Genomic DNA, 23381 nt, shown 5'->3' on the forward strand with positions numbered 1-23381 from the left:
GTCAGACGTGCGGCACGAAGGCCTGCCAGGCCTCGCGCCTGCTCGAGCGCGGGTCCGACTCCACCCGGTCGCGCTCGTCGAAGATGAGCGTCTCGCGCGACGTCTCGTCGTAGGGCGGCCAGTCGGCGCCCGCCCGCCCCGACCGCGCGAACTCGACCCAGTGCGCGCGCATGCGCGCTCCCGTTCTCTTGAAGGCGCGACGGCCGCCCAGCGCCCCCATCGCGCGCCCGAACGGGCCATCCATTCGGTCGAAAAGGGCGAACAGCTCTATTCCGTGGGTCGCGTCGAATCCGAGCGCGCGCACCAGCCGCGGCGCGATGTCGAAGCGGTAGAAGTACACCGGCGCGAACCGCGAGTGCCGCTCGGCCACCTTCACCGTCGGATACCAGAACGCGAAGTCGCCGGCGAAGTCCGCGGCCGGGCGCTTCTCGGGCAGTCCCGGGTATTCGGCCTTGATCGCCTTGCGCGCCTTCTTCTTCGTCTTCGAAAAGATCGAACGGATGCGAGGGGGCGTCGTGGCGAGGATGTCGAGACGACCCGTAAACAGCGAGCCTTCGCGGTCGTTGGTGCCGATGATCAGCGGGACCCGCATCGCCGTGCCGCTCTTGAACGCGTCGAGCGGACGGACCGGCAGGAAGTCGCCGTCGATGACCGGGCTCAACGCGATCGTGCCCGGGTCGCGGTCGGGCGTGAGCAGCGTGAGCTGCACGGCGGCCTCGACCAGGTCGGCCGGGTCGGCGATCGTGAGCATCAGCGCCGCGTCTTCGAGCGTCGTCGACTCCACGCCTGAGGGCTCGAGGCGTTCGGTGAGAAATTCCAGGTACTCGTCGGCCCAGCGCGTCGAGACGTCAGGTTCGTAGAGCGCGTTCGTCGGCGCGCTCTGGGCGATCGCCTTGGCGAACAGCCCGTGCGCGGCGGGCGTCGCCATCAACGTCGTCACGGCGTTGCCACCCGCCGACTCGCCGAACAGGGTCACGTTGCGGGGGTCGCCGCCGAACGCCGAGATGTTGTCGCGCACCCACTCGAGAGCGGCCACCTGGTCGCGAAGGCCGAGGTTCGACTCGATCGGCCTGCCCGGCGTCGAGTAGCGCGAGAAGTCGATGTAGCCGAGCGCACTGAGGCGGTAGTTGAAGCTCACGTAGACGATGCCGCCCTCGCGCACGAGAGTCTCGCCGTTGTGCGGGTGCTCGGCCGAGGAGCCGACCGCGTAGGCGCCGCCGTGTACAAAGACCATCACCGGCAGGTTCTCCCCGCCGCCCGCCGGTCGCAACACATTGAGGGTGAGGCAGTCCTCGCTCATCACCTGCCCCTTGGCCGCTCCGACGAAGTTGCCCGAGCGCGACTGCCAGGCCACGGCACCGAAGGCGCTCGCGTCGCGCACCCCGGTCCACGGCTCGGCCGGTGCCGGCGCCCGCCAGCGCCGGGAGTCGACGGGAGGTGCCGCGAAGGGCAGCCCGCGCCACGCCTCGAGGCCCCGGGTCCGCACGCCGCGCGCGACGCCCTGGGCGACCGGGATATCGAGGCTGACCGCTGCCGAGGTACGAGTAGACACCGGCCGATGGTAACTCCACAGTGTTAACGCCCGGGTGCGACTACCCTCGAACGGTGGCAGTACCGAAAATCATCCTCTTCTACGGGTTCACCCCGCTCGCGGACCCCGAGGCCGTTCGGCTGTGGCAACGCGACCTGTGCGAGTCGCTGGGACTGACCGGGCGCATCCTGATCTCGGCCGACGGCATCAACGGCACCCTCGGCGGCGAACTGAAAGACGTCAAGCGCTACGTGCGCAAGACCCGCGAGTACGCCCCGTTCAAGAACATCGACTTCAAGTGGAGCGAGGGCACCGGCGACGACTTCCCCCGCCTCAGCGTGCGGGTGCGCGACGAGATCGTGAGCTTCGGCGCCCCCGGCGAGCTGAAGGTCGACGAGAACGGCGTCGTCGGCGGCGGTACGCGCCTGACGCCGCACGAACTGCACGAACTGGTCGAACGCAAAGATGTCACCTTCTTCGACGGACGCAACGCCTTCGAGGCGGAGATCGGCCGGTTTGCGGATGCCGTGGTTCCGAACGTGGCGAACACGCGCGAGTTCGTGGCCGAGCTGGACAGCGGAAAGTACGACCATCTCAAGGACCAGCCGATCGTCACCTACTGCACCGGCGGCATCCGGTGCGAGGTGCTGTCGTCGCTGATGGTGAGCCGCGGCTTCGGCGAGGTGTACCAGCTCGAGGGCGGCATCGTGAAGTACGGCGAGGAGTTCGGCGACTCGGGGCTCTGGCAGGGTTCGCTTTATGTCTTCGACAACCGCATGTCGATCGACTTCACCGACGACGCCACCGTGATCGGGCACTGCTACTGCTGCGGGGCCGACACCAAGAACATGCGCAACTGCCGCGAGCTCTCCTGCCGCGAGCAGCTCGTCGTCTGCGAGGTGCACGCCGCCGAGACCGTGTGCACCGAGCACGCGCCACTCTTCGCTTAACGGGGTAACGCCCCGGCAGCTGGGCCGGGGCGTTACCTGGAAACGACTACGGGCAGGTGACCTGCACGCCCTCGGCGGTCTCGACGACCGTGCCGGAGGCGACGCCCGCGCAGGACTCCTGCAGCAGCTCGACGGCCGCGATGCCCGCGGTGATCGCGAGGATGACGAGGATGACCTGGATCACGAACAGCACGAGACCGATGATGATCGCGGCGAGCGCGAAGCCGTTGTTGTAACCGGCCTTCTTCGACTTCGAGCGGGCGACGAAGCCAACGATCGCGCCGACGATGGAGAGGAAGATCGCCAGCACGAGGGCGACGATTCCGAGGGTCTTGCCGGGATCGGTGCCGGCGGGCGTGTTGTTGACTTCAGACATGGAAACTCCTGTTTTCTGGGTGAAGCGCGGTTGATAAGAATGTGAATCGATCCACTTTATAGGGAAACTCTCAGCTTTGGCCATGGGCAGATCTATCCACATCGCGGTGAGCACCCCCGCACGGGTTACCCGGCACGCGTACGCCATGATGGAGTCATGAAAATCGGCATCCTCACCAGCGGCGGCGACGCGCCCGGCCTGAACGCTGTTATCCGTGGAATCGTCTACACCGGGATCGCCACTGGGAAGTGCGAGGAGTTCGTCGGATTCATCGGCGGCTGGAAGGGCGTCGTCGAGGCCGACATCATCCCCCTCGGCCGTCACGAGATCAAAGGCATCCACAAGCAGGGCGGCACGATCCTCGGCACCTCGCGCACCAATCCGTTCGACGGCAACGGCGGCGTCGAGCGCATCAACGAGGTCATGCGCGACAACGGCATCGACGCGATTATCGCGATCGGCGGCGAGGGCACGCTGGCCGCGGCCAAGCGCCTCACCGACGCCGGCATCAACATCGTCGGAGTGCCGAAGACGGTGGACAACGATCTGGATGCCACGGACTACACCTTCGGCTTCGACACCGCCGTGCAGATCGCGACCGACGCCATGGACCGCCTCCGCACCACGGGCGACTCCCACGGCCGCTGCATGATCGCCGAGGTGATGGGCCGCCACGTCGGCTGGATCGCGCTGCACTCGGGCATGGCCGCCGGCGCCCACGCGATCCTCATCCCCGAACAGAAGACGAGCGTCGACCAGATCATCGAGTGGGTCACCTCGGCCCACGACCGCGGCCGCGCGCCCCTGGTCGTGGTCGCGGAGGGCTTCTCGCTCGACACCATGGACGACGCCCACAGCGAGCGCGGACTGGATGCCTTCGGCCGCCCCCGGCTCGGCGGCATCGGCGAGCTGCTCGCCCCCATCATCGAGGAGCGCACGGGCATCGAGACCCGCGCCACGACCCTCGGCCACATCCAGCGCGGCGGAACGCCCAGTGCCTACGACCGCGTGCTCGCGACGCGGCTCGGCATGGCGGCGCTCGACGCCGCGATCGCCGGCCGCTGGGGTCACATGGTCGGCCTGCGCGGAACCGACATCATCACCGTGCCGTTCGCCGACGCGCTCGGCAAGCTCAAGACGGTTCCGCAGCAGCGCTACGACGAGGCGCGCATCCTCTTCGGCTGACGCGCTCCCGCCGGCACGGTTCTAGGCTGGCCGTATGTTCCGTGCCATCGTCGTCACCCGCCCCTCGGATGCCCCGGCTACCGCCACCCTCGAGAGCGGTGTCACCGACTCCGCGCTCGGCGAGGGCGACGTCGAGATCGACGTGGAGTTCTCGAGCATCAACTACAAGGACGGCATGGCGCTCACCGGGCGCCCCGGCGTCATCAAGGCCGAGAGCCTGATCGCCGGCATCGACCTGGTCGGAGTCGTGTCCTCGGTCCCCGAGCCTGTCGAAGGGTCCGCGTCGGCAGGCTCAGCGACCGTCTCCGTCGGCGACCGCGTCATCGTCACCGGCTTCGGGCTGGGCGAGAACCACCCCGGCGGACTCTCCGAGCGCGCGCGGGTGAAGAGCGAGTGGCTCGTGCCCTTGCCCGACGGCCTCAGCCTGCGCCGGGCGGCGGCGATCGGCACGGCGGGCTTCACCGCCATGCTCGCGGTGCTGGCGATCGAGAAGTCCCTGACACCCGCCGACGGCGGAGAGGTGCTCGTCACCGGTGCATCCGGGGGCGTCGGCTCCATTGCGATCGCCCTCCTCGCCGGCCTCGGCTACAGCGTCACGGCGTCGACCGGACGCGCCGCCGAACACGACTACCTGCGCTCGCTCGGCGCCACGACCGTGATCGACCGCGCGGAACTCGGCGGGCCCGGCAAGCCGCTGCAGTCGCAACGCTGGGCCGGTGCCGTCGACTCGGTCGGCAGCCACACCCTCGCGAACGTGCTGGCCCAGGCGAACTACGGCGCGACCGTCGCGACCTGTGGTCTCGCCCAGGGCCCCGACCTGCCGGCGACTGTGATGCCGTTCATCCTGCGTGGGGTGTCCCTCGTCGGCATCAACTCGGTCTACTGCCCGCTGCCGCTGCGCACGGAGGCCTGGCGACGCTTGGCCCTCGATCTCGACCTCGACCTGCTCGACTCGCTCACGACATCCGTCGGTCTGGACGGCGCCATCGATGTCGCGCACGCCATCATCGACGGCACGGTGCGCGGGCGCACGGTCGTCGAGGTGCGAAAATAGGCGGATGAACCCTGCACTCCTGATCATCGGCTCGATTTTCGCGGTCCTCGCCGCCCTCGTACACGTGATGATCTTCTACTTCGAGTCGATCGTGTGGACGAAGCCCGCGACCTGGAAGCGCTTCGGCCTCGCGTCGCAGGCGGACGCCGACACGGTGCGGCCGATGGCCTACAACCAGGGGTTCTACAACCTGTTCCTCGCGATCGGCGCCGTGGTCGGTGTGATCCTTCTGGCGACCGAGGCCGCGGAGGCCGGGTACGCCGTCGCACTGTTCGCGACGCTGAGCATGGTCGCCGCGGCCACCGTGCTGGTGCTGTCGAACCCGAAACTTGCCCGCGCCGCGCTCACGCAGGGCGCGCTGCCGCTCGTTGCGGTGCTGTTCCTGCTGCTCGCGCTGATCTAGTCCGCGGGCACCGCCGGCACGGGGTGTCTGCGCCGTTTCGGGTCACCTGCGCGACGGCGCCGCACCGCACGTGACCCGAGAGTGCGCAGACACCGGGCGGCGGCCGGCCTACTGGGGCGGCGTCGCCGCGGCTGCCGCGCGCGCCGCGGCCGGCAGCGCCGTCAGGATGCGATCGGTCGCCTCGTCGTCGAGCGCCGCGGAGACGAACCATGCCTCGAACACGCTCGGCGGCAGCGAGACGCCGGCGTCGAGCATCGCGTGGAAGAAGGCGGGGTAGCGGAAGGCGTCCTGCGCCTTCACCTGCTCGTAGTTCTCGGGCACACCCGAGCGGAACGCGAACGAGAACAGGTTGCCGGCGTACTGCACCGAGTAGGCAACACCGGCGGCGTCGAACGCCGCGGCGGTCGCGGTCGAGATCGTCTCGGCGGCTGCGTCGAGCCGCGCGTACACCGACGTATCGGCGGCCTTCAGCGTTGCGATGCCCGCGGCCACGGCCACCGGGTTTCCGCTGAGGGTGCCGGCCTGATAGACGGGGCCGAGCGGCGCGAGGTAGTCCATGATGTCGGCACGCCCACCGAGGGCGGCGAGCGGCATCCCTCCGCCGACGACCTTGCCGAACGTCACGATGTCGGGCGTGTAGGAGCCCGCCTCGAGCCCGAGCCAACCGCCCGCACCCACCCGGAAGCCGGTGAGCACCTCGTCGACGATGAGCAGCGCGCCGTTCGCGTGTGCGGTCTCGGCGAGGAACGCGTTGAAACCGGGCAAGGGGGTTACGACGCCCATGTTGGCCGCGGCCGCCTCGGTGATGACGGCGGCGATGCGGTCGCCGAACTCGGCGAAAACGGCGGTGATCGCGTCGCGGTCGTTGTACGGGATCACGAGCGTCTGCGCGGCGGTGGCGGCGGTCACACCGGCCGAGCCGGGCATGGCCATCGTCGCGAGGCCCGAGCCGGCCTCGGCCAGCAGCCCGTCGGAGTGACCGTGATAGTGGCCGGCGAACTTCACCAGCAGGTCGCGATCGGTGAAACCGCGCGCGAGCCGGATGGCGGTCATCGTCGCCTCGGTGCCCGTCGACACGAGTCGCACCTTCTGCACGGCGGGCACCCGCGAGAGGATCAGCTCGGCCAGCTCGGTCTCGCCCGGGGTGCTCGCCCCGAACGAGAGGCCGCGGCCCGCGGCATCCTGAACCGCTTTGATGACCGACGGATGCGCGTGGCCGAGAATCGCGGGACCCCAGGAGTTGACGAGGTCGACGAACGAGCGGCCCTCGACGTCGGTGATGTAGGCGCCCTTGGCCTCGACGAAGAAGCGCGGGGTGCCGCCGACGGAGCCGAAGGCCCGCACCGGGGAATTGACGCCGCCGGGGATGGCGGCGCGTGCGCGGTCGAAGGCCTGCTGGTTTGTGGTCATGAGCGGCGGAGTCTTTCTGCGAGCTCGAGGGCCCAGTAGGTGAGCACGACATCGGCGCCGGCGCGCTTGATCGCGAGCACGGATTCGTCGATGGCACGGTCGCGGTCGATCCAGCCGTTGGCGGCGGCGGCCTCGATCATCGCGTACTCGCCCGACACCTGGTACGCCCAGACGGGCACCGTCGAGGTGGCCGCCACGTCGGCGAGAACGTCGAGGTAGCTGCCGGCGGGCTTGACCATCACGACGTCGGCACCCTCGATGATGTCGAGTTCGACCTCGAGCGAGCCCTCACGGCGGTTTGCGGAGTCCATCTGGTACGCGCGGCGATCTCCGACGAGCGAGGAGTTGACCGCCTCGCGGAACGGCCCGTAGTAGGCCGAGGCGTACTTGGCGGCGTAGGCGAGGATCGCGGTGTCGACGAAGCCGGCGCCCTCGAGGGCCTCGCGCACGACGGCGGTCTGGCCGTCCATCATGCCGCTGAGCCCGAGCATCTCGGAGCCGGATTGCGCCTGCACGAGAGCCATGTCGCGGTAGCGCTCGAGGGTCGCGTCGTTGTCGACACGACCGGCGCCGTCCAGCACGCCGCAGTGCCCGTGGTCGGTGAACTCGTCGAGGCACAGGTCGGTCTGCACGACGAGAGCGCCGCCGGCCTCCTGCACCGCCACGCGGGTGGCGAGGTTGAGGATGCCGTCGGGGTCGGTGGCACCGGAACCGATCGCGTCCTTCTCGAGGGGAACGCCGAACAGCATCACGCCGCCGATTCCCGCCTCGGCCGCCGCCGCGATTGCGCCCTTCAGGCTGTCGAGCGAGTGGTGCACGACGCCGGGCATCGAGCCGATCTCGACCGGCTCGCTGATGCCCTCGCGCACGAACATCGGCAGGACCAGGTCGGCGGGGTGCAGCCGCGTCTCGGCGACGAGTCTGCGCATCGCGGGCGAGCTGCGCAGTCTTCGGGGGCGGACGCTGCGCTGGCTCATCGTTCTTCTTCCGTGTTTTCCGGCGCCCCTGCCGTGACGAATTCGACGAGGGCGTCGACGAGGGCGTCCGCCGAGCGGGACTCGGCGATGACGTGGACGTTCAGGCCGGCCGCGCGCGCGTCGAACGCGGTGCGCGGGCCGATGCAGGCCACGATCGTGGCGTCGGGCAGGGGGGCGAGCTGCTCCGCGACCTGGCGGGCGACGCTGCCGGAGGTCACGAGCACGGCGCCGATGCGGCCGGAGGCGACGTCGGCGGCGACGTGCTGGGCGATCGGCACGCCGACGGTGCGGTAGGCCGACACGAACTGCACGTCTAGCCCGAGTTCGGCGAGCCCGCTGACGAGGGTCGGCTCGGCGATGTCGCTCTGCGGGATGAGCACCCGCCCGGTGATCTCGGCGGTCGGCCACTCCTTCAGCAGGCCGCGGGCCGAGTTGTCGCCCTCGGGGATGAAGGTGACCTGGTAGCCGGCGACGGCGAGTGCGGCCGCCGTGGTCTCGCCGACCGCGGCGATGCGGGTGGTCGGCGGCACGATGACGCTCTGCCCGGCGAGCACGTCGACGGTGGTGGCGCTCGTCACGACGAGCCAGTCGAACTGGCCGTCCTGCAGCTCGTAGAAGGCGTTCGCGAGGGTCTGCGCGTCATCGCTCGAGGCGAAGTTGATCAGCGGCGCGATCACGGGCACCGCGCCGTGCCCGCGCAGGGTCGCCGCCACGGTGTCGCCCCAACGGCCGCCGCGCGGCACGAGGACCCGCCAGCCGGCGAGGGGTTTCGGCTTGACGGTCACTGCGCGCTCCCGAGGGGCGCGAGCGTGGCCGCACCGTTCTCGAGCAGCTCGTTCGCCACCCGTTCCGCGACCTCGAGCGACGGATGCACCGTGTCGGACACATACAACGCGTGGGAACTCGTGAGCTTCTCGGTGCCGTCGGGACTGTAGACCCGCGCGTCGAGGAACAGCAGGCCGTCGTCGATCTGGCCGTGTGCGCCGATCGGCGCCGCGCAGCCGGCCTCGAGCAGGGCGAGAACGTGACGCTCGGCCTCGACGATCGTGCGGGTGGGGTTGTGGTTGAGCGCCGCGACGAGCTTCTCGTCGCCCTCGCGCACCTCGAGGGCCAGCGCGCCCTGGCCGGGCGCCGTGGGCCAGCCGTCGAGCGACAGGAATTCGGTGATGGCGCCGAGGCGGCCGAGACGGTCGAGGCCGGCGGCGGCGAGCACGACCGCGTCGAGGCGGCCCTCCGCGACGTGCGCCAGGCGGGTGTCGACGTTGCCGCGGATGTCCACGACCTCGATGTCGGGGCGGCGGGCACGCAGCTGTGCGGCCCGGCGCGGCGAGCCGGTGCCCACGCGGGCGCCGGCCGGCAGCTCGTCCATCGTGAGTCCGTCGCGCGCGCAGAGCGCGTCACGGGCGTCGACGCGCTTCGGCACCGCGCCGATCGAGAGCCCGGGGTAGGCGGCGGTGGGCAGGTCTTTCAGCGAGTGCACCACGACGTCGACGCGGCCGGCCACGAGGGCCTCGCGCAGCGCACCGGCGAAGACGCCGGTTCCGCCGAGGCTCGCGAGCGACTCGGTCGACGTGTCGCCCTCGGTGCGCACCGTGACGATCTCGATCACCACGCCGGTCTTGGCGGCGAGGGCGTTCGCGACCGTCGTGGTCTGCGCCACGGCGAGCGCGCTGCCGCGGGTGCCGATGCGCACGACCGCGCCGGTTCCGGCGTGCGCCGAGCCGATCGTCGGGTGCGAAGGGGCGGGTGTCACGGCAGCACTCCGGCGAGCGCGGGTTTGAAGCCCGCGCGCTTGTTCTCGCAGCAGCCGGGGCGGCACACGTCGTACCACGGGCCGAGGTCGGTCATGGCGGGGCGGTCTTCGACCGGCACGCCGTCGCGGCGCTCGAGCACGAGGTCGATGAGTCCGCTGACGTAGGCGGCGTGTACCCCGGGGGTCGGCACACGGACGGCGAACACGTCGTGCTCGGCCGACGTCTCCATCGCCTCGGTGTCGAGGTCCCACTTCACTTCCATGTGGTCGCTCACGAAGCCGAGCGGCACGATGACGACCGCCTTGATGCCCTTCCCGGCGAGTTCCGCGATCGAGTCGTTGATGTCGGGCTCGAGCCACGGCATGCTGGGCGGGCCCGAGCGCGACTGGTAGACGAGGCTCCAGGCGATCTCGGTCGCTGAGCCTGTCGAAGCGTCTGCCCCTTCGACGAGCTCAGGGACCGTCTTGGCCTCGTGCATGACGACCTCGGCGACCGCGAGGTGCTGCGCCGCGTACGCGCCCTCGGGGCCGAAGCCGCGCGAGGCGGGACCGCTGCGCTCCGCGTCACTCGACGGGATGCTGTGGGTGGAGAAGAGCACGTGTGTCTGCTCCGGAGTGAAACCCTTGGCCGCGACATCCGCCAGCCCCTGCTTCACACCGTCGATGAACGGCTGGACGAATCCGGGGTGGTCGAAGAACTGGCGCACCTTGTCGATCGACATGGTGTCGCCGAGGCCGGTCTCTTCGAGGGCGATCGCGTAGTCCTCGCGGTACTGGCGGCAGCTCGAGAACGAGCTGTAGGCGCTGGTGCCGATGGCGATGAGCTTGGTGAAACCGCGCTCGTTAGCCTCGGTGAGGGCATCACGCACGTACGGCGTCCAGTTGCGGTTGCCCCAGATCACGGGAAGGTCGATGCCGCGGCGCTCGAGTTCGGCCTCGAGGGCCGCCTTGAGCTCGCGGTTCTGGTCGTTGATCGGGCTCACCCCGCCGAAGGCGCGGTAGTGGTGGGCGACCTCTTCGAGCCGCTCCTCGGGGATCCCGCGACCGCGCGTGACGTTGCGCAGGAACGGGATGACGTCGTCCTGTCCCTCCGGTCCGCCGAAGCTCGCGAGCAGGATCGCGTCGTAGTCGACGGGGGTCGTCACGTGCTCGGCACCCGATGCTGCTTCGGCGGATGCCGCGTTGAGAACTACATACTCGCCGTTGCTGATGGTCACGCTAGTACCTCGGAAATCTCGGAAATCTCGATGCGCCGCCCGGTATAGAACGGCACTTCTTCGCGCACGTGTCGACGCGCCTCGGTGTTGCGCAGGTGGCGCATGAGGTCGACCAGGTCGACCAGCTCGGGGGCTTCGAGCGCGAGGATCCACTCGTAGTCGCCGAGCGCGAAGCTCGCGACCGTGTTGGCGAGCACCTGCGGGTACTGGCTGCCCTTGCGTCCGTGGTCGCCGAGCATCTTCTTGCGCTCGTCTTCGGGAAGCAGGTACCACTCGTAGCTGCGCACGAACGGATAGACCGTGAGCCACGCCTCGGGCTCCTTGCCACGCATAAACGCGGGCAGGTGGTTGTTGGTGAACTCGGCCTCGCGGTGCACGCCCATCGCGTTCCAGACGGGGAGCAGCGAGTTCAGCGATGCGGAGCGTCGAAGCTCGCGCAACGCCCACTGCACCGTCTCGGGGCTCGGGCCGTGGAGCCAGATCATGAGGTCGGAATCGGCACGGATCGACGACACGTCGTAGAAACCGCGCACGGTGACGCCCTTGGCCTCGACGGCGGCTACGGCGGCGTCGAGGCCTCCGTCGCCGGCGGGCGTCGCGGGGTCGCGCTTGAGGACAGACCAGAGGGTGTAACCCAGGGCGTCTGCGGATGGAAGGGTGGGCTCAGTCGGAGAGCTATGGCTCATGACTCTATCCTCCCCCTGTCTTGGGGGAGTTGCTAATCGAGAGTTACTCGTCGTTGCTCAGCAACGCCCATGCAACAATGCCGATCACCGAAATGCCGACGGCGGTCGCGCCGACGATCCACGGCACGGGGTTTTCGTTGTAGGCGACCTTCGCCTTGTCGGCGAAGCGGCTCGCCTGCTTGGGAACGTTGAGCTTGTTCTCGATGGCATCGAGGGTGTGTTCGAGGTTCGCGCGCTGGGCCGCGATTTTGGCGTCGATGTCGTCGCTCATGTCAGTTTCGCTTTCCGATGCCCTTGATGGCATTCACGTCTTCTTTAACACTGGCGATGGTCTCTTCGGGAACCGGAGGGACACCACGCTTCAACTGCTTGACGCCGATGAGCACGAGGATCGCCGTGATCACCAGCAGGGCGAACGCCACGATGAGGGCGGACAGCCACGCGGGAAGTGCGGTGGCAATTCCCAGGATCGCCGCCGTTACCAGCACGCCGAACGCGAAGAACGCGAAGAACGCGCCAGCCGCGATTAGGCCGACGCCGACACCGAGGTGCTTGGCCTTCTCGACGAGCTCCTGCTTGAGGCGCTCGAGTTCGCTGCGCAGCAGTTCGACGAGGTACCCGGGCAGATCGCCGATGAGTTTGAACAGCGACCGCTTGGGGAGTTCTCTCTCGCTCACGGCGACCTACTTGCTCGAACCGGAGCTCGCCGCGGACGACTGTGCCGGCGTGGTGCGGGCGGAGGACTTGGACGACGGCTTGCGGCCGGAGACCTGCGTGGCGACCTTCTTCGCACCGCTGGCGAGGGCCGAGACGACCTCGGGGGTCTTGTCTTTGACGAAGCCCTCGGCGTCGTCGAACTGGCGCTGCACGCGCGGGTCATTCCAGAACTTGCCGGCGATGCGCTTGATGTCTTCGTAACGCTCACGCCCAGCCCGAGCACCAAGTACGTAGCCGACGCCGATGCCGACTACAAGAAGGATCTTGCCTTTCATGGTTTACTCCGTTTTCGTTCGTGAATGTTCGTCCAGCGTAACCGGGCTACTGCAATTCGCCCCTGACGACAGCATCAGCTTGTGCCAGTGAGTGCCCAATGATATTTGCGAGACCCGTTCCGGCGATACCCTCCCCGACGAGCGTCACGCCGTCGGGAGCGGTCTCCACCGCGGTCGTGCGCGTCCACTGCACCCGCGCGAAATCGACGACCGCCGCGGGGTCGATCGGCACACCGAGCAGGGCCGCGGCGTCCGCGCGCGCGATCTCGGCGAGACCGGCCGGATCTTCGCCGTAGGACAGCCGCAGCACGTGACGGCCGTCGGCGCGCTCGGCGAGCCACTGCCACTTCGCGGTGGCGTGCGTCAGTGCCCTGGCCCGGATGCCTCTGGCCCCCTTCGCCACGAGAAGTCCGGTTCCGCGCGGGGCCGCGTCGAGCAGCGGCTGTTCGACCACGAGGGTGGCGAGGGTCACGACCCGGTCGGGCGTGGCGAGCGGACCGAGCACTCCGGACGCCGCCACGACGATGTGGCCGCCGAGCACGTCGTCGTCCGTCGTGGCGCTGCCGACGGTGACCGAGCGCACGGACGTGTTCAGGCGCACGTCGGCGCCGAACCGGTCGAGGTCGGCGACGAGCTCGTCGACGATCCGCGAGATGCCGCCGCGGAGTCCGGCGACTGCGGTGCCGGCGGGCGCCTCGACGCGCAGCGAGCGCACGGCCCGGGCGAGCGAGCCCTCGCGGCGCAGCGCAGCGCGCAGGTGCGGGGCGACGCGGTCGAGGTCGAGGTCGTCGGGCGACGCCGAGTGCACGCCGTTCACGATCGGGGCCACCAGCTTGTCGAGCACGTCGTCGCCCATGCGCCGGCGCACCAGTTCGCCGAGCGTCGTCGCTTTCGATCCGACGGTTCCGGGCAGGAAGGCGTCGACGGCGAACGCGCGCAGGGCGGCACTCTGCCCGAGCACCGCGATCACGTCTTCGGCGACCGGCGATCCGGGAATGCCGAGCAGGCTCGTCGCGGGGATGGGGACCGCGGGTCCGTCGACCGGCTGCAGCCAGGCGCCCGCCGGGTTCGGAGCGACGATCTCGTCGCCCAGCCCGAGGTCGCGCACGAGCGCTTCCACGGTGCCCCCGCGGGTGGCGAAGCTCTCGGCGCCGGCGTCCAGCGCGATTCCGCCGACGACGTGGCGCGAGACGCTGCCGCCGAGACGATCGCCCGCCTCGAGCAACGTGACCGATTTGCCCTCGATCAGCAGTTTGCGGGCGATCACCAGCCCCGCGATGCCCCCGCCGACAACGACGACATCGCTCATCCCGCGTGCACCTGCTCCACGATGCGGGTCAGAACGTCGGGGTCGGTCGAGGGCGGGACGCCGTGGCCGAGGTTGAGCACGTGGGCGGGCGCCTCGCGGCCGCGGTCGATCACGTCGTCGACGTGGGCGGCGAGCACCTTCGCGGGGGCCGCGAGCAGGGCGGGGTCGAGGTTGCCCTGCAGGGGCACGGTGCCGCCGAGGCGGCGGTTGGCCTCGTCGAGCGGGATGCGCCAGTCGACGCCCATGACGTCGGCGCCGATGTCGCGCATCGCCGCGAGCACCTCGTTGCTGCCGACGCCGAAGTGCACCTTGGGAATGTCGAGGCCGCGCAGATGCGACAGCGCGCGCTTCGAGTGCGGGGCGACGCGGCGCACGTACTGCTGCTCGCTGAGCGAGCCGACCCACGAGTCGAAGAGCTGGGCGGCCGAGGCGCCGGCGAGCACCTGGGCCTGCAGGAACGCCCCGCTCACGTCGGCACACCAGTTGAGGAGCGTCGCCCAGGCGTGCGGCTCGGTGTACATCATGGTGCGGGCGCGCAACTGGTCCTTCGACGGGCCACCCTCGACGAGGTACGAGGCGAGAGTGAACGGCGCACCCGCGAAGCCGATCAGGGGCGTCGAGCCGAGCTCGGCGACGGTGCGCGCGACACCCTCGATGATCGGTGCGAGCGCGGCCGGGTCGAGAGGTCGCAGCTTCGCGACATCCGAAACGCTTCTGATCGGATCGGCGAGAACCGGACCGCGACCCGGCACAATTTCGACCTCTACACCTGCGAGTTTGATGGGAATCACGATGTCGCTGAAGAAAATCGCGGCGTCGACGCCGTGTCGGCGAACCGGCTGCAGGGTGATCTCGCTCGACAGCTCGGGGGTCAGGCAGGCGTCGAGCATGGCGTTGCCGACGCGGAGTTCCCGGTATTCCGGCAGCGAACGGCCCGCCTGGCGCATGAACCACACGGGCGGAGTCGCCTGACGCTCACCCCGGTAGGCGCGGATGAGGGGCGCGTCGGTCGTTCGGCCGTCGGTGAGAGGGTGGTTCGCAGGCAGGGTCACGGAGTTAACATTAGATTGTGCTCCTCTGCCTGACCGCGAACCATCAAAATGCCAGCTTCGACCTTCTCGAGAAGCTGTCCATTGGCGCACCGGCGGCAGCCTCCGATCTCGTGGCCGGCAGCGCGTTCGTCTCGGGCGCCGTCGTGCTCGCGACCTGCAACCGCTTCGAGGCCTATCTCGACATCGACGAGCCGCTCACCGGTTCGAGCGCCGTCGCCGTGGAATCCACGATCGACGCCATGAGCTCGGCCAGCGGCGTGCTGCCCGAAGAGCTGCGCAAATCGGTGAAGGTCATCACCGGCGACGCCGTGGCCGGGCACCTGTTCTCGGTCACCGCCGGTCTCGAATCGGTGGTCGTCGGCGAAGACGAGATCTCGGGCCAGGTGGGCCGGGCACTCGAGGCGGCGCGCGTATCCGGCACCGCGACATCCACCCTCGACACCCTGTTCCAGACCGCGACCCGCACCTCGCGCGAGGTGAAGAACCACACGGCCCTCGGCGGCGCAGGCCGCTCCCTCGTGCGCCTCGCGCTCGAACTCGCCTCGAGCCGCGTTACGGACTGGTCGAAGACCCGCGTGCTGCTGGTCGGAACCGGCCAGTACGCCGCGACCACGCTCGGCGCCCTCCGCGACCGCGGCGCGACCGACGTGCGCGTCTTCTCCCCCAGCGGCCGGGCCGCCAAGTTCGCGTCGAAGTACGGGATCGAATTCGAGACGTCGCTGTCGGAGGCGATCGCCGATTCGGATGTTGTGCTCACCTGCACGTCGACCCTCGCGATCACGCCGGCCGACGTGCCAAACGACAACCGCCGCCTCGTCATCGACCTCGGGTTGCCCCGCAACGTCGACCCGGCCGTCGCCACGCTCGCGGGCGTCGAACTGCTCGACCTCGACCTGATCAGCCGGCACGCGCCGGTCGAGGCGCTGACCGCCGCCACCGACGCCCGCGCGCTCATCGGCGACGCGGCAGCGTCCTACCTCTCGGCCGCGACCGTCGAGCCGGCCATCGTGGCGTTCCGCTCGCACGTGTTCGACCTGCTCGACGCAGAGATCGAACGCGCGCAGCGTCGATCCGGTGACAGCACCGACACCGTCGCCGCGCTGCGCCACCTCGCCGGAGTGCTGCTGCACGGACCGTCGGTGCGGGCGCGCACGCTTGCCCGCGAGGGCCGCGGCGGCGAGTTCGTGGCGGCGCTCGACGCCCTCTACGGAATCGCGCCGGAAGCCGTCATCCACCCGCTGGTCACGGCGACCGACTCTTCCGACGCGGACGACCTCGCGGTCTGAGGCCGCCGGTCGCGTGCTACTCGCCCGGCACGTACCCACGACCGCTGCCGTTCGGCTCGGGTGCGCCCGTTCGATCGGCCGCACCCGAGCCGAAGCACCGCGGTCGACGGCTAGCAGCAGCGACCCTCGGGGTTCGCGTCCTGCCGGTCGGTGCGGTCGCGCCAGAACTCGCGCTCGGTCATGACCGGCACCGCTCCGGCGTGCTCGCCCTGCACATGCTCGAGGTACTTGTCGTAGGCGTCTTCGCCCATCAGTCCGCGCACGTACCAGCGGATCCCGCGCGCCACCTCGGTCACGCCCATCAGTGACCGCCCCTCTTGGGCTTGGCGGGGAGCTTGTCCCACTCGGCCTGCAGCTCGCGCTCGGCCGCCGTCGGGATCAGCCCCGCGGGGGCGAACACCTTCGACTGCACGGCGGGATCCTCGCTGCTCTCGCTCGCCCCGCGCCGCGCGGCCCTGATCGTGGCCAGGATCGCGGTCACGATCACGATGATCGCGAGCGTCACGAACAGGATCGACAGGATGCCCTGCACCATCGTGTTGCGCACGACGGCCTCCATCGCCTCGACCGTCGGCGCGGTGCCGAAGCTCGTCTCGCCGTCGGCGAGCGCCTGCCGGAACGCGGCGTTCTGGGCGAAGTAGCCCACCGCGGGTACGGGCGAGAAGATCTTCAGGAACGACGCCGAGATGGTGACCACCGCCGCGAACCCGAGCGGCAGGGCGACCACCCAGAGGAACCGGAAGTACCCGCGCTTGGCGATGATGGCCATGCACACGGCGAGCGCGATGGCCGCGAGCAGCTGGTTGGCGATACCGAACAGCGGGAACAGCGTGTTGATGCCGCCGAGCGGGTCGGTCACGCCCATAACCAGGATCGCGCCCCACGCCGCCACCATGATCGCGGTCGCGATCCAGGCTCCCACGCGCCAGGACGTGTTCTTGAACTTCGGGATGAAGTTGCCGATCGAGTCCTGCAGCATGAACCGCGCGACCCGGGTGCCGGCGTCGACGGCGGTGAGGATGAACAGCGCCTCGAACATGATGGCGAAGTGGTACCAGAACGCCATCAACCCGCTGCCGCCGATCAGCTGCTGCATGATGTTCGCGAGTCCGACCGCGAGGGTCGGGGCGCCGCCGGTGCGCGAGACGATCGACTCCTCGCCGACGTTGTCCGCGGTCTGCTGCAGCATCTCCGGTGTCAGGTTCACCCCCGACATCCCCAGCCCGTTGACGAACGCCACGGCGCCCTCGATCGTTCCGCCGGTGGCCGCCGCAGAAGCGTTCATCGCGAAGTAGATGCCGCGGTCGATCGACAGGGCGGCGACGAGCGCCATGATCGCCACGAACGATTCCATCAGCATGCCGCCGTAGCCGATGAACCGGGTCTGCCGCTCTTTCTCGACGAGCTTGGGGGTGGTTCCGGATGCGATGAGCGCGTGGAATCCGGACAGCGCGCCGCAGGCGATGGTGACGAACAGGAAGGGGAAGAGGGTTCCACTCACGACCGGACCGGTCCCAGTAGACGCAAACTCGCTCACGGCCGGGGCGAAGATCTCGGGGCGCACGATGATGATCGCGATGGCGAGCATCACGATCGTGCCGATCTTCATAAACGTCGACAGGTAGTCGCGCGGGGCGAGCAGCAGCCAGACCGGCAGAACGGCCGCAACGAAACCGTAGATGATGATGCCGATGGCGAGCGGCACCTTGTCCATGGTGAAAAGAGCGACGCCCCAGTCGGTCTCGGCGACCGCGCCGCCGCCGATGATGGCGGCGAGCAGCAGCACGAATCCGATGATCGACACCTCGGTGACCTTGCCGGGTCGGAAGAACCGCAGGTAGCACCCCATGAAGAGCGCGATCGGGATGGTCATGGCGACCGAGAACACGCCCCACGGGCTCTCGGCGAGCGCGTTCACCACGACGAGCGCGAGGATCGCGACGATGATCACCATGATCGTGAGCGTGGCGATGATCGCGGCGGTTCCGCCGACGCGGCCGAGCTCGTCGCGCGCCATCTGGCCGAGCGAGCGACCGCCGCGGCGCATGGAGAAGAACATGACCAGGTAGTCCTGCACGGCGCCCGCGAGCACGACGCCGACGATGATCCAGATCGTGCCGGGCAGGTAGCCCATCTGCGCGGCGAGCACCGGTCCGACGAGCGGTCCGGCGCCTGCGATGGCCGCGAAGTGGTGGCCGTAGAGCACCCGGCGGTCGGTGGCGGCGTAATCCTTGCCGTCGGCCTTGTACTCGGCCGGTGTCGCCCGGCTGTCGTCGGGCTTCACGATGTTCTTCTCGATGTACTTCGAGTAGAACCGGTAGCCGATGAAGTAGGTGCACACCGCGGCAAACACGAACCAGATGGCGTTGACCGTCTCGCCTCGCACGACCGCCAGCATCACCCAGCTGAGACCGCCGAGCAGGGCGATCGCGATCCAGATGGCGATCTTGGCGGGGGTCCAGCGCCGGTCTTCGGCCTCCAGAATCGCGGGATCGACCGCTACCGGGGGTAGGTTCCCGTCTTTCGTGCGCGTGCTCGCTGACGTCTTTGGCATTTTTCTCCCCATTGAGACTGTGACCGACTTTCACAAGTACGGTAACACGGGGCTAGTGCACGTACTCCAGAAGCTCTTCCCCGACCGAGCGCATCGCCTCCACGACACTCAGCCGCCGCGCGAGCGAGTCGTCGGCGAAGTGCACGGAGACCGCGTAGGACACCGCGGCACGCCGGCCGCGCAGCGCTCCGGCTTCACTGCGGACGCCGACATCCGACCCCGTCTTGTTGATGAGGAGGGTCGAGTGGTCGGCGTTGCGGTGGGCGAGCGGGTCGAGACCGAAGGCGCTCGCCACGAGCGAGAGGTCGCTGTTGAGCGAGAGCCAGCCCATCACGCGCTGGCTCGTCACCGCGTCGACGACTTCTTCGCGGGCGAGCATGCCGAAGAGCCTGGCCAGCTCGTCGGTCGAGCCGACCGAGAGCTGGGGCGCGTCGTCGGGTCCACGCTTGTCGCGGGCGAAGTCGAGCAGCGCCGTGCGGCTGAGCCCGAGCGACTCGGTGCGAGCGCGCACGGCCTCGAGTCCCACCCGGTTCAGCAGCAGGTTGGTCGCCACGTTGTCGCTCGACGAGCCGACGAGGGTCGCGAGGTCGGTTATCGGGAGCGACGGTGCCTGCAGGTGCTGCCAGACTCCCGCGCTGCCGACGAGCCCGATGGGCGGCTTGTCGACGATGCCGTACCCGGAGTCGTCGCGGGCGCTGAGCCGCGCCGACACCTCGATGAGCAGCAGCACCTTGCCGATGCTCGCCGTCGGCAGCACAATGCGGTCGTCGATTTCGAGAAGGGCACGACCCGAGCCCAGATCGCGCACGCTCGCCGACACCTCGGCTCCGTCGTAGGCGAGGCGACCGAGCGCACGGAACGATCCGGCGAACTTCGGCTCGCGCTGGGTGCTGACGTGTCGCCCGGGCGAGGCGGCGCGCAACCGCTCGGAGCGTTCTCTAATTCGGGCTACTTGCGCCACCGGCGGCCTCTGCAGTGCGCTCGAGCGGGAGGGTCACCAGATGGTGACTCGTTCGTTCGGATCAAGCCAGAGCGCGTCAGTGGGCGTGACCCCGAAGGTGGTGTAGAAGTCGTCAATGTTACGCACGATCTGGTTGCAGCGGAACTCATTTGGGGAATGAGGATCTATTGAAATTAAGCGAATAACTTCCGCATCCCTGGCCTTGATCTGCCACGCCTGAGCCCACGAGAGGAAGAAGCGCTCGGCGCCGGTGAGGCCGTCGACAACGGGCGGTTCCTCCCCGTCGAGCGACAGCAGGTAGGCCTTCCACGCGATGCTGAGACCGCCGAGGTCGCCGATGTTCTCGCCGATCGTGAGGGCACCGTTGACGTGGTGCTCGGGGGTCTGCGCGGGGGCGAGGGCGTTGTACTGCTCGATGAGCGATGCGGTGAGCTTCTCGAACGCCGCCTTGTCGTCTTCGGTCCACCAGTCGGTCAGCTTGCCGTCGCCGTCGTACTTCGAACCCTGGTCGTCGAAGCCGTGGCCGATCTCGTGCCCGATCACGGCGCCGATCGCGCCGTAGTTCGCTGCTGCGTCGCGCTTCTCGTCGAAGAACGGGAACTGCAGGATGGCCGCCGGGAACACGATCTCGTTGAAGCCGGGGTTGTAGTAGGCGTTGATGGTCTGCGGCGTCATGAACCACTCGTCCCGGTCGAGCGGCTTGCCGATCTTGCCCAGCTCGCGCTGGAACTCGAACTCGTTGGTCGCGCGCACGTTGCCGAGCAGGTCGAGCGCGTCGATCTCGAGGGTCGAGTAGTCGCGCCACTTCGCCGGGTAACCGATCTTCGGCGTGAACTTGTCGAGCTTCTCGAGCGCGCGGCGGCGGGTCTCCTCGCCCATCCAGGTCAGCCCGGTGATGCTCTGCCGGTAGGCCTCGACGAGGTTGGCGACGAGCACGTCCATGCTCGCCTTCGCCTCCTCGGGGAAGTGGCGGTCGACGTAGATGCGGCCGACGGCCTCGCCGAGTGCGCCCTCCACGAGCGAGACGCCGCGCTTCCACCTGGCGCGCAGTTCGGGGGTGCCGGTGAGCGTCTTGCCGTAGAAGCCGAAGTTCGCGTCGACGAAGTCCTGGCTCAGGTAGGCGGCGTTCGACCGGATGACCTGCCAGGCGAGCCAGTCGGTCCAGCTGTCGATGCGGTCGGGGCTGAGCAGATCCGCGACGCCGGCGAGGAAGCTCGGCTGGCGCACGACGACTTCGTCGAAGGATGCCTGCGGCACGTCGAGAGCGGACTTCCAGATGTCGAAGTCGGCACCGTCGGCGACGGCGTCGACCGAGGCGAGGGCGCGGGCGTCGACCCACGGCATCGGGTTGTAGGTGGCCTCGCTGTCGCGGTTCTTCACGTTGTCCCAGTGGTGGGCCGCGAGATCGGTCTCGAGCGCGAAGATGCGGGCGGCCGCCTCGGCCGCGTTCTCGCGACCGGCTAGCCGCAGCATCCGCTCGATGAATGCCACATAGGCGGTGCGGACCTCGGCGAACTTCTCTTCGCGGAAGTAGCTCTCGTCGGGCAGTCCGATTCCGCCCTGCTCGAGGAAGACGCGGTAGCGCTCGGGGTTGCCGGGGTCGTTGTCGACGAAGACCTGCACGAACCCGGTCGAACCGCGGCGCTCGAGACGGCCGAGTGCGGCGAGCAGGTCGGGGATGGAGCCGACCGCGTCGACCTCGGCGAGAAGGGGTTCGAGCGGCGTCGCGCCGAGGGCCTCGATGCGCGCCTCGTCGAGGAAGCTGGCGTACAGGTCGCCGAACTTGCGCTGTTCGGTGCCGGGCTCGGCCGACTGCGCCTCGACGATGATGTCGCGCACGGCCTTTTCGGCCTCTTCGGCGAGCACATAGAAGGAGCCGTAGCGTGCCTTGTCGCTCGGGATCTCGGTGCGGGCGATCCACTTGCCGTTCACGTGGCGGAAGAGGTCGTCTTGCGGACGCACCGCCTGGTCGAGTTCTTCGGTGAGGATTCCGGACGGGAGGGAGTTGTCGACGCTCATGGGTTCCACCCTATTCCTCGCGGCCGTCGGAGCAGCTCGTGCGCCGACCCCCTCGAGATTCGTCTACCTTTCGTCTAGAACTGCACTCATCATTGGCGAAGACGATCTTTGAAGAGTATGATCTCGCTATGAACATTTCTTCGGCTACAGACGTGGCGGACTTCCCGCCGGAGATCGATTGGGGCGCGGGAGGGATCGAGACCGAACTCGGCTGGGCCCTGCCGGCGATGTATCAGGGGTTCTCCCGGTCCGCTACGGGTGCGGTCGCCGATGTTCCGGGCGGACCGCGGGGCTACCAGGTGCTCGTGGCGATCACGACCGAGGAGCCTTCCTCCCAACTGGCGCTCGCCCAGCGTCTCGGGATCGACAAAACCCAGATGACCTATGTCATCGATGCCCTCGAGGCCGGCGGATTCGTCGAGCGTCGCCCCGACCCGAACGATCGGCGGATCCGCCAGGTGCATCCGACAGACGGCGGCCGGACGCTGTTGACCTCCGCACGTGTCGCCCTCCGCGACGTCGAGGGTGTCCTGATGCGACACCTCGGCCCCGACGAGCAGACGCAACTCCGCCGGCTCTTGGCCCGGGTCGCGCTCGGCGCCGGAAACGTCGAATCCTGCATTGCCGACGCACGCGCATCGGCCGACCAGCCCCTCGCCGCCCCCGACCGATCCCGCCGATCCACCCCTTCGCCCACAACAGATTGAGACGCTCCCCCATGACCCACACCATCCTCATCGCCGGGGCCACCGGCGACCTGGGCCAGCGGATCGTCCGCGAACTCCTGCAACGCGACGCCCGGCTCCGGGTGCTCACCCGCCCCGGCAGCGCGACCGCAGCCGCACTCTTCGGCGACGACGACCGCATCGACATCGTGACCGCCGCCTATTCCGACCACGCCGCGCTGACCGCCGCCGTGTCCGGCGTCGACGTGGTTGTCTCGGCCGTCAGCGGCGTCCGCCCGGTCATCGTCGACGCCCAGCGCGCCCTCCTGAAAGCGACCGTCGCAGCCGGTGTGCCCCGGTTCATCCCGTCGGACTACTCCGCCGACTACCGTCAGATCAGCCCGGGCACCAACCGCAACTTCGAAATCCGTCGCGAGTTCGCGGCCGATGTCGATGCCGCGCCCGTTCAGGCGACGTCGATCCTCAACGGCATGTTCACCGACCTGCTCACCGACGAGGCACCCATGATCCTCTTCGGCCGTCGACGGGTCCTGTTCTGGTCCTCCGCCGACCAGATCCTCGACTTCACCACGAAAGACGACGTCGCTCGCGTCACCGCCCTCGCCGCGCTGGACGACGATGCTCCACGCGTCATCGAGATCGCCGGTGCACAGGTCTCCGCCCGCGACGTCGCCCGAACGATGACCGAGCTCACGGGAACCGAATTCAAGCTGCAGTGGGCCGGCACGACGGGAACGCTTTCGGCAATGAGCAAGGTCGGCAAGCGGTTCTCGAAGAACCCGGATGAGACCTTCCCGGCCTGGCAGGGCATGCAGTATTTCGTCAGCATGTTCAGCGGCCAGGCGCAGCTCCATCACGTCGACAACGACCGGTTCGGCCCCCACGCCTGGACCTCCGTGCGAGACGTGCTCCAGGCGCACCTCGCCGGTCGGAAAGCGTCGACGACGGCTTGACCCGGTCGCGGCCGTCAGGGCGGCCGC

At 69.0% G+C, this 23381-nt stretch carries 24 protein-coding genes; 7 read left to right on the forward strand and 17 right to left on the reverse strand.

Annotation, left to right across the window (positions count from 1 at the left end; genetic code table 11):
- Position 1 precedes the first annotated feature (1 nt).
- Positions 2-1552: a carboxylesterase/lipase family protein gene (locus tag IEV96_RS11735; protein ID WP_229733273.1), complete on the reverse strand. Its 1551-nt coding sequence runs from the start codon at positions 1550-1552 to the stop codon at positions 2-4.
- Positions 1553-1605: 53 nt separating this feature from the next.
- Here IEV96_RS11735 and trhO point away from each other — a divergent pair, with 53 nt between their 5' ends.
- Positions 1606-2481 carry an oxygen-dependent tRNA uridine(34) hydroxylase TrhO gene (gene trhO, locus IEV96_RS11740; RefSeq protein WP_188510770.1) on the forward strand — a complete coding sequence of 292 codons (876 nt, stop codon included), beginning with the start codon at positions 1606-1608 and terminating at the stop codon, positions 2479-2481.
- A gap of 46 nt (positions 2482-2527) precedes the next feature.
- Here trhO and IEV96_RS11745 read toward each other — a convergent pair whose 3' ends face one another.
- Positions 2528-2857, reverse strand: coding sequence for a hypothetical protein (locus tag IEV96_RS11745; RefSeq protein WP_188510771.1), 330 nt, complete (start codon positions 2855-2857; stop codon positions 2528-2530).
- 156 nt (positions 2858-3013) lie between these two features.
- On the opposite strand from IEV96_RS11745, the gene IEV96_RS11750 reads away from it, so the two are divergent.
- Genes IEV96_RS11750 through IEV96_RS11760 form a run of 3 tightly spaced genes read left to right on the forward strand, consistent with a single transcriptional unit; the run spans position 3014 to position 5499 of the window.
- The gene (locus tag IEV96_RS11750) at positions 3014-4042 is read left to right on the forward strand and encodes a 6-phosphofructokinase (RefSeq protein WP_188510772.1); all 1029 of its coding nucleotides are present in this window, start codon (positions 3014-3016) and stop codon (positions 4040-4042) included.
- A 34-nt stretch (positions 4043-4076) separates the two neighbouring features.
- Positions 4077-5096: an MDR family oxidoreductase gene (locus IEV96_RS11755; protein ID WP_188510773.1), complete on the forward strand. Its 1020-nt coding sequence runs from the start codon at positions 4077-4079 to the stop codon at positions 5094-5096.
- Positions 5097-5100: 4 nt separating this feature from the next.
- Positions 5101-5499, forward strand: a complete 399-nt coding sequence (locus IEV96_RS11760) for a DUF1304 domain-containing protein (RefSeq protein ID WP_188510774.1) — start codon at positions 5101-5103, stop codon at positions 5497-5499.
- Positions 5500-5607: 108 nt separating this feature from the next.
- On the opposite strand, the gene hemL is transcribed toward IEV96_RS11760, so the two are convergent.
- The 11 genes from hemL to hemE are packed head-to-tail and all read right to left on the reverse strand — an operon-like array spanning position 5608 to position 14895.
- Positions 5608-6909, reverse strand: coding sequence for a glutamate-1-semialdehyde 2,1-aminomutase (hemL, locus tag IEV96_RS11765; RefSeq protein WP_188510775.1), 1302 nt, complete (start codon positions 6907-6909; stop codon positions 5608-5610).
- Positions 6906-7886: a porphobilinogen synthase gene (hemB, locus tag IEV96_RS11770; RefSeq protein ID WP_188510776.1), complete on the reverse strand. Its 981-nt coding sequence runs from the start codon at positions 7884-7886 to the stop codon at positions 6906-6908. Before hemB ends, hemL begins: the two co-directional genes overlap by 4 nt.
- Positions 7883-8671, reverse strand: a complete 789-nt coding sequence (locus IEV96_RS11775) for a uroporphyrinogen-III synthase (RefSeq protein ID WP_188510777.1) — start codon at positions 8669-8671, stop codon at positions 7883-7885. The genes hemB and IEV96_RS11775 overlap by 4 nt, the downstream gene beginning before the upstream one ends.
- Entirely contained in the window at positions 8668-9639 is a 972-nt protein-coding gene (hemC, locus tag IEV96_RS11780) for a hydroxymethylbilane synthase (RefSeq protein ID WP_229733275.1), read from the reverse strand. The genes IEV96_RS11775 and hemC overlap by 4 nt, the downstream gene beginning before the upstream one ends.
- Entirely contained in the window at positions 9636-10856 is a 1221-nt protein-coding gene (locus IEV96_RS11785) for a ferrochelatase (protein ID WP_373282431.1), read from the reverse strand. Before IEV96_RS11785 ends, hemC begins: the two co-directional genes overlap by 4 nt.
- Positions 10853-11542, reverse strand: coding sequence for a hydrogen peroxide-dependent heme synthase (hemQ, locus tag IEV96_RS11790; RefSeq protein ID WP_188510778.1), 690 nt, complete (start codon positions 11540-11542; stop codon positions 10853-10855). The genes IEV96_RS11785 and hemQ overlap by 4 nt, the downstream gene beginning before the upstream one ends.
- A gap of 43 nt (positions 11543-11585) precedes the next feature.
- The gene (locus IEV96_RS11795) at positions 11586-11813 is read right to left on the reverse strand and encodes a DUF3618 domain-containing protein (protein ID WP_188510779.1); all 228 of its coding nucleotides are present in this window, start codon (positions 11811-11813) and stop codon (positions 11586-11588) included.
- A gap of 1 nt (position 11814) precedes the next feature.
- Complete coding sequence (locus IEV96_RS11800; protein WP_188510780.1) at positions 11815-12219, reverse strand: phage holin family protein; 405 nt, start codon at positions 12217-12219, stop codon at positions 11815-11817.
- Positions 12220-12225: 6 nt separating this feature from the next.
- On the reverse strand, positions 12226-12534 hold the full coding sequence (locus tag IEV96_RS11805) for a YtxH domain-containing protein (RefSeq protein ID WP_188510781.1): 309 nt from the start codon (positions 12532-12534) through the stop codon (positions 12226-12228).
- A gap of 46 nt (positions 12535-12580) precedes the next feature.
- The gene (locus IEV96_RS11810) at positions 12581-13843 is read right to left on the reverse strand and encodes a protoporphyrinogen/coproporphyrinogen oxidase (protein ID WP_188510782.1); all 1263 of its coding nucleotides are present in this window, start codon (positions 13841-13843) and stop codon (positions 12581-12583) included.
- A complete protein-coding gene (gene hemE / locus IEV96_RS11815) occupies positions 13840-14895 on the reverse strand; it encodes a uroporphyrinogen decarboxylase (RefSeq protein WP_188510783.1) in 1056 nt (351 codons plus the stop codon). Before hemE ends, IEV96_RS11810 begins: the two co-directional genes overlap by 4 nt.
- A 17-nt stretch (positions 14896-14912) precedes the next feature.
- On the opposite strand from hemE, the gene IEV96_RS11820 reads away from it, so the two are divergent.
- On the forward strand, positions 14913-16181 hold the full coding sequence (locus IEV96_RS11820; protein ID WP_188510784.1) for a glutamyl-tRNA reductase: 1269 nt from the start codon (positions 14913-14915) through the stop codon (positions 16179-16181).
- A 110-nt stretch (positions 16182-16291) separates the two neighbouring features.
- Here the strand turns inward: IEV96_RS11820 and IEV96_RS11825 are convergent, their stop codons facing one another.
- From IEV96_RS11825 to IEV96_RS11840, 4 genes are read right to left on the reverse strand one after another with little or no spacing between them, the layout of a single operon-like run.
- A complete protein-coding gene (locus IEV96_RS11825) occupies positions 16292-16483 on the reverse strand; it encodes a YbdD/YjiX family protein (RefSeq protein WP_188510785.1) in 192 nt (63 codons plus the stop codon).
- Positions 16483-18735, reverse strand: a complete 2253-nt coding sequence (locus IEV96_RS11830; RefSeq protein WP_188510786.1) for a carbon starvation CstA family protein — start codon at positions 18733-18735, stop codon at positions 16483-16485. The genes IEV96_RS11825 and IEV96_RS11830 overlap by 1 nt, the downstream gene beginning before the upstream one ends.
- A gap of 52 nt (positions 18736-18787) precedes the next feature.
- Positions 18788-19696 carry a serine hydrolase gene (locus tag IEV96_RS11835; protein WP_188510787.1) on the reverse strand — a complete coding sequence of 303 codons (909 nt, stop codon included), beginning with the start codon at positions 19694-19696 and terminating at the stop codon, positions 18788-18790.
- Between the two features lie 33 nt (positions 19697-19729).
- Positions 19730-21715 carry a M13 family metallopeptidase gene (locus IEV96_RS11840; RefSeq protein WP_188510788.1) on the reverse strand — a complete coding sequence of 662 codons (1986 nt, stop codon included), beginning with the start codon at positions 21713-21715 and terminating at the stop codon, positions 19730-19732.
- 128 nt (positions 21716-21843) lie between these two features.
- On the opposite strand from IEV96_RS11840, the gene IEV96_RS11845 reads away from it, so the two are divergent.
- Positions 21844-22422, forward strand: a complete 579-nt coding sequence (locus IEV96_RS11845; protein WP_188510789.1) for a MarR family winged helix-turn-helix transcriptional regulator — start codon at positions 21844-21846, stop codon at positions 22420-22422.
- An 11-nt stretch (positions 22423-22433) separates the two neighbouring features.
- On the forward strand, positions 22434-23354 hold the full coding sequence (locus IEV96_RS11850) for an NmrA family NAD(P)-binding protein (RefSeq protein ID WP_188510790.1): 921 nt from the start codon (positions 22434-22436) through the stop codon (positions 23352-23354).
- Positions 23355-23381: the final 27 nt, after the last annotated feature.

It is taken from the genome of Conyzicola nivalis (assembly GCF_014639655.1).
Classification (GTDB): domain Bacteria; phylum Actinomycetota; class Actinomycetes; order Actinomycetales; family Microbacteriaceae; genus Conyzicola; species Conyzicola nivalis.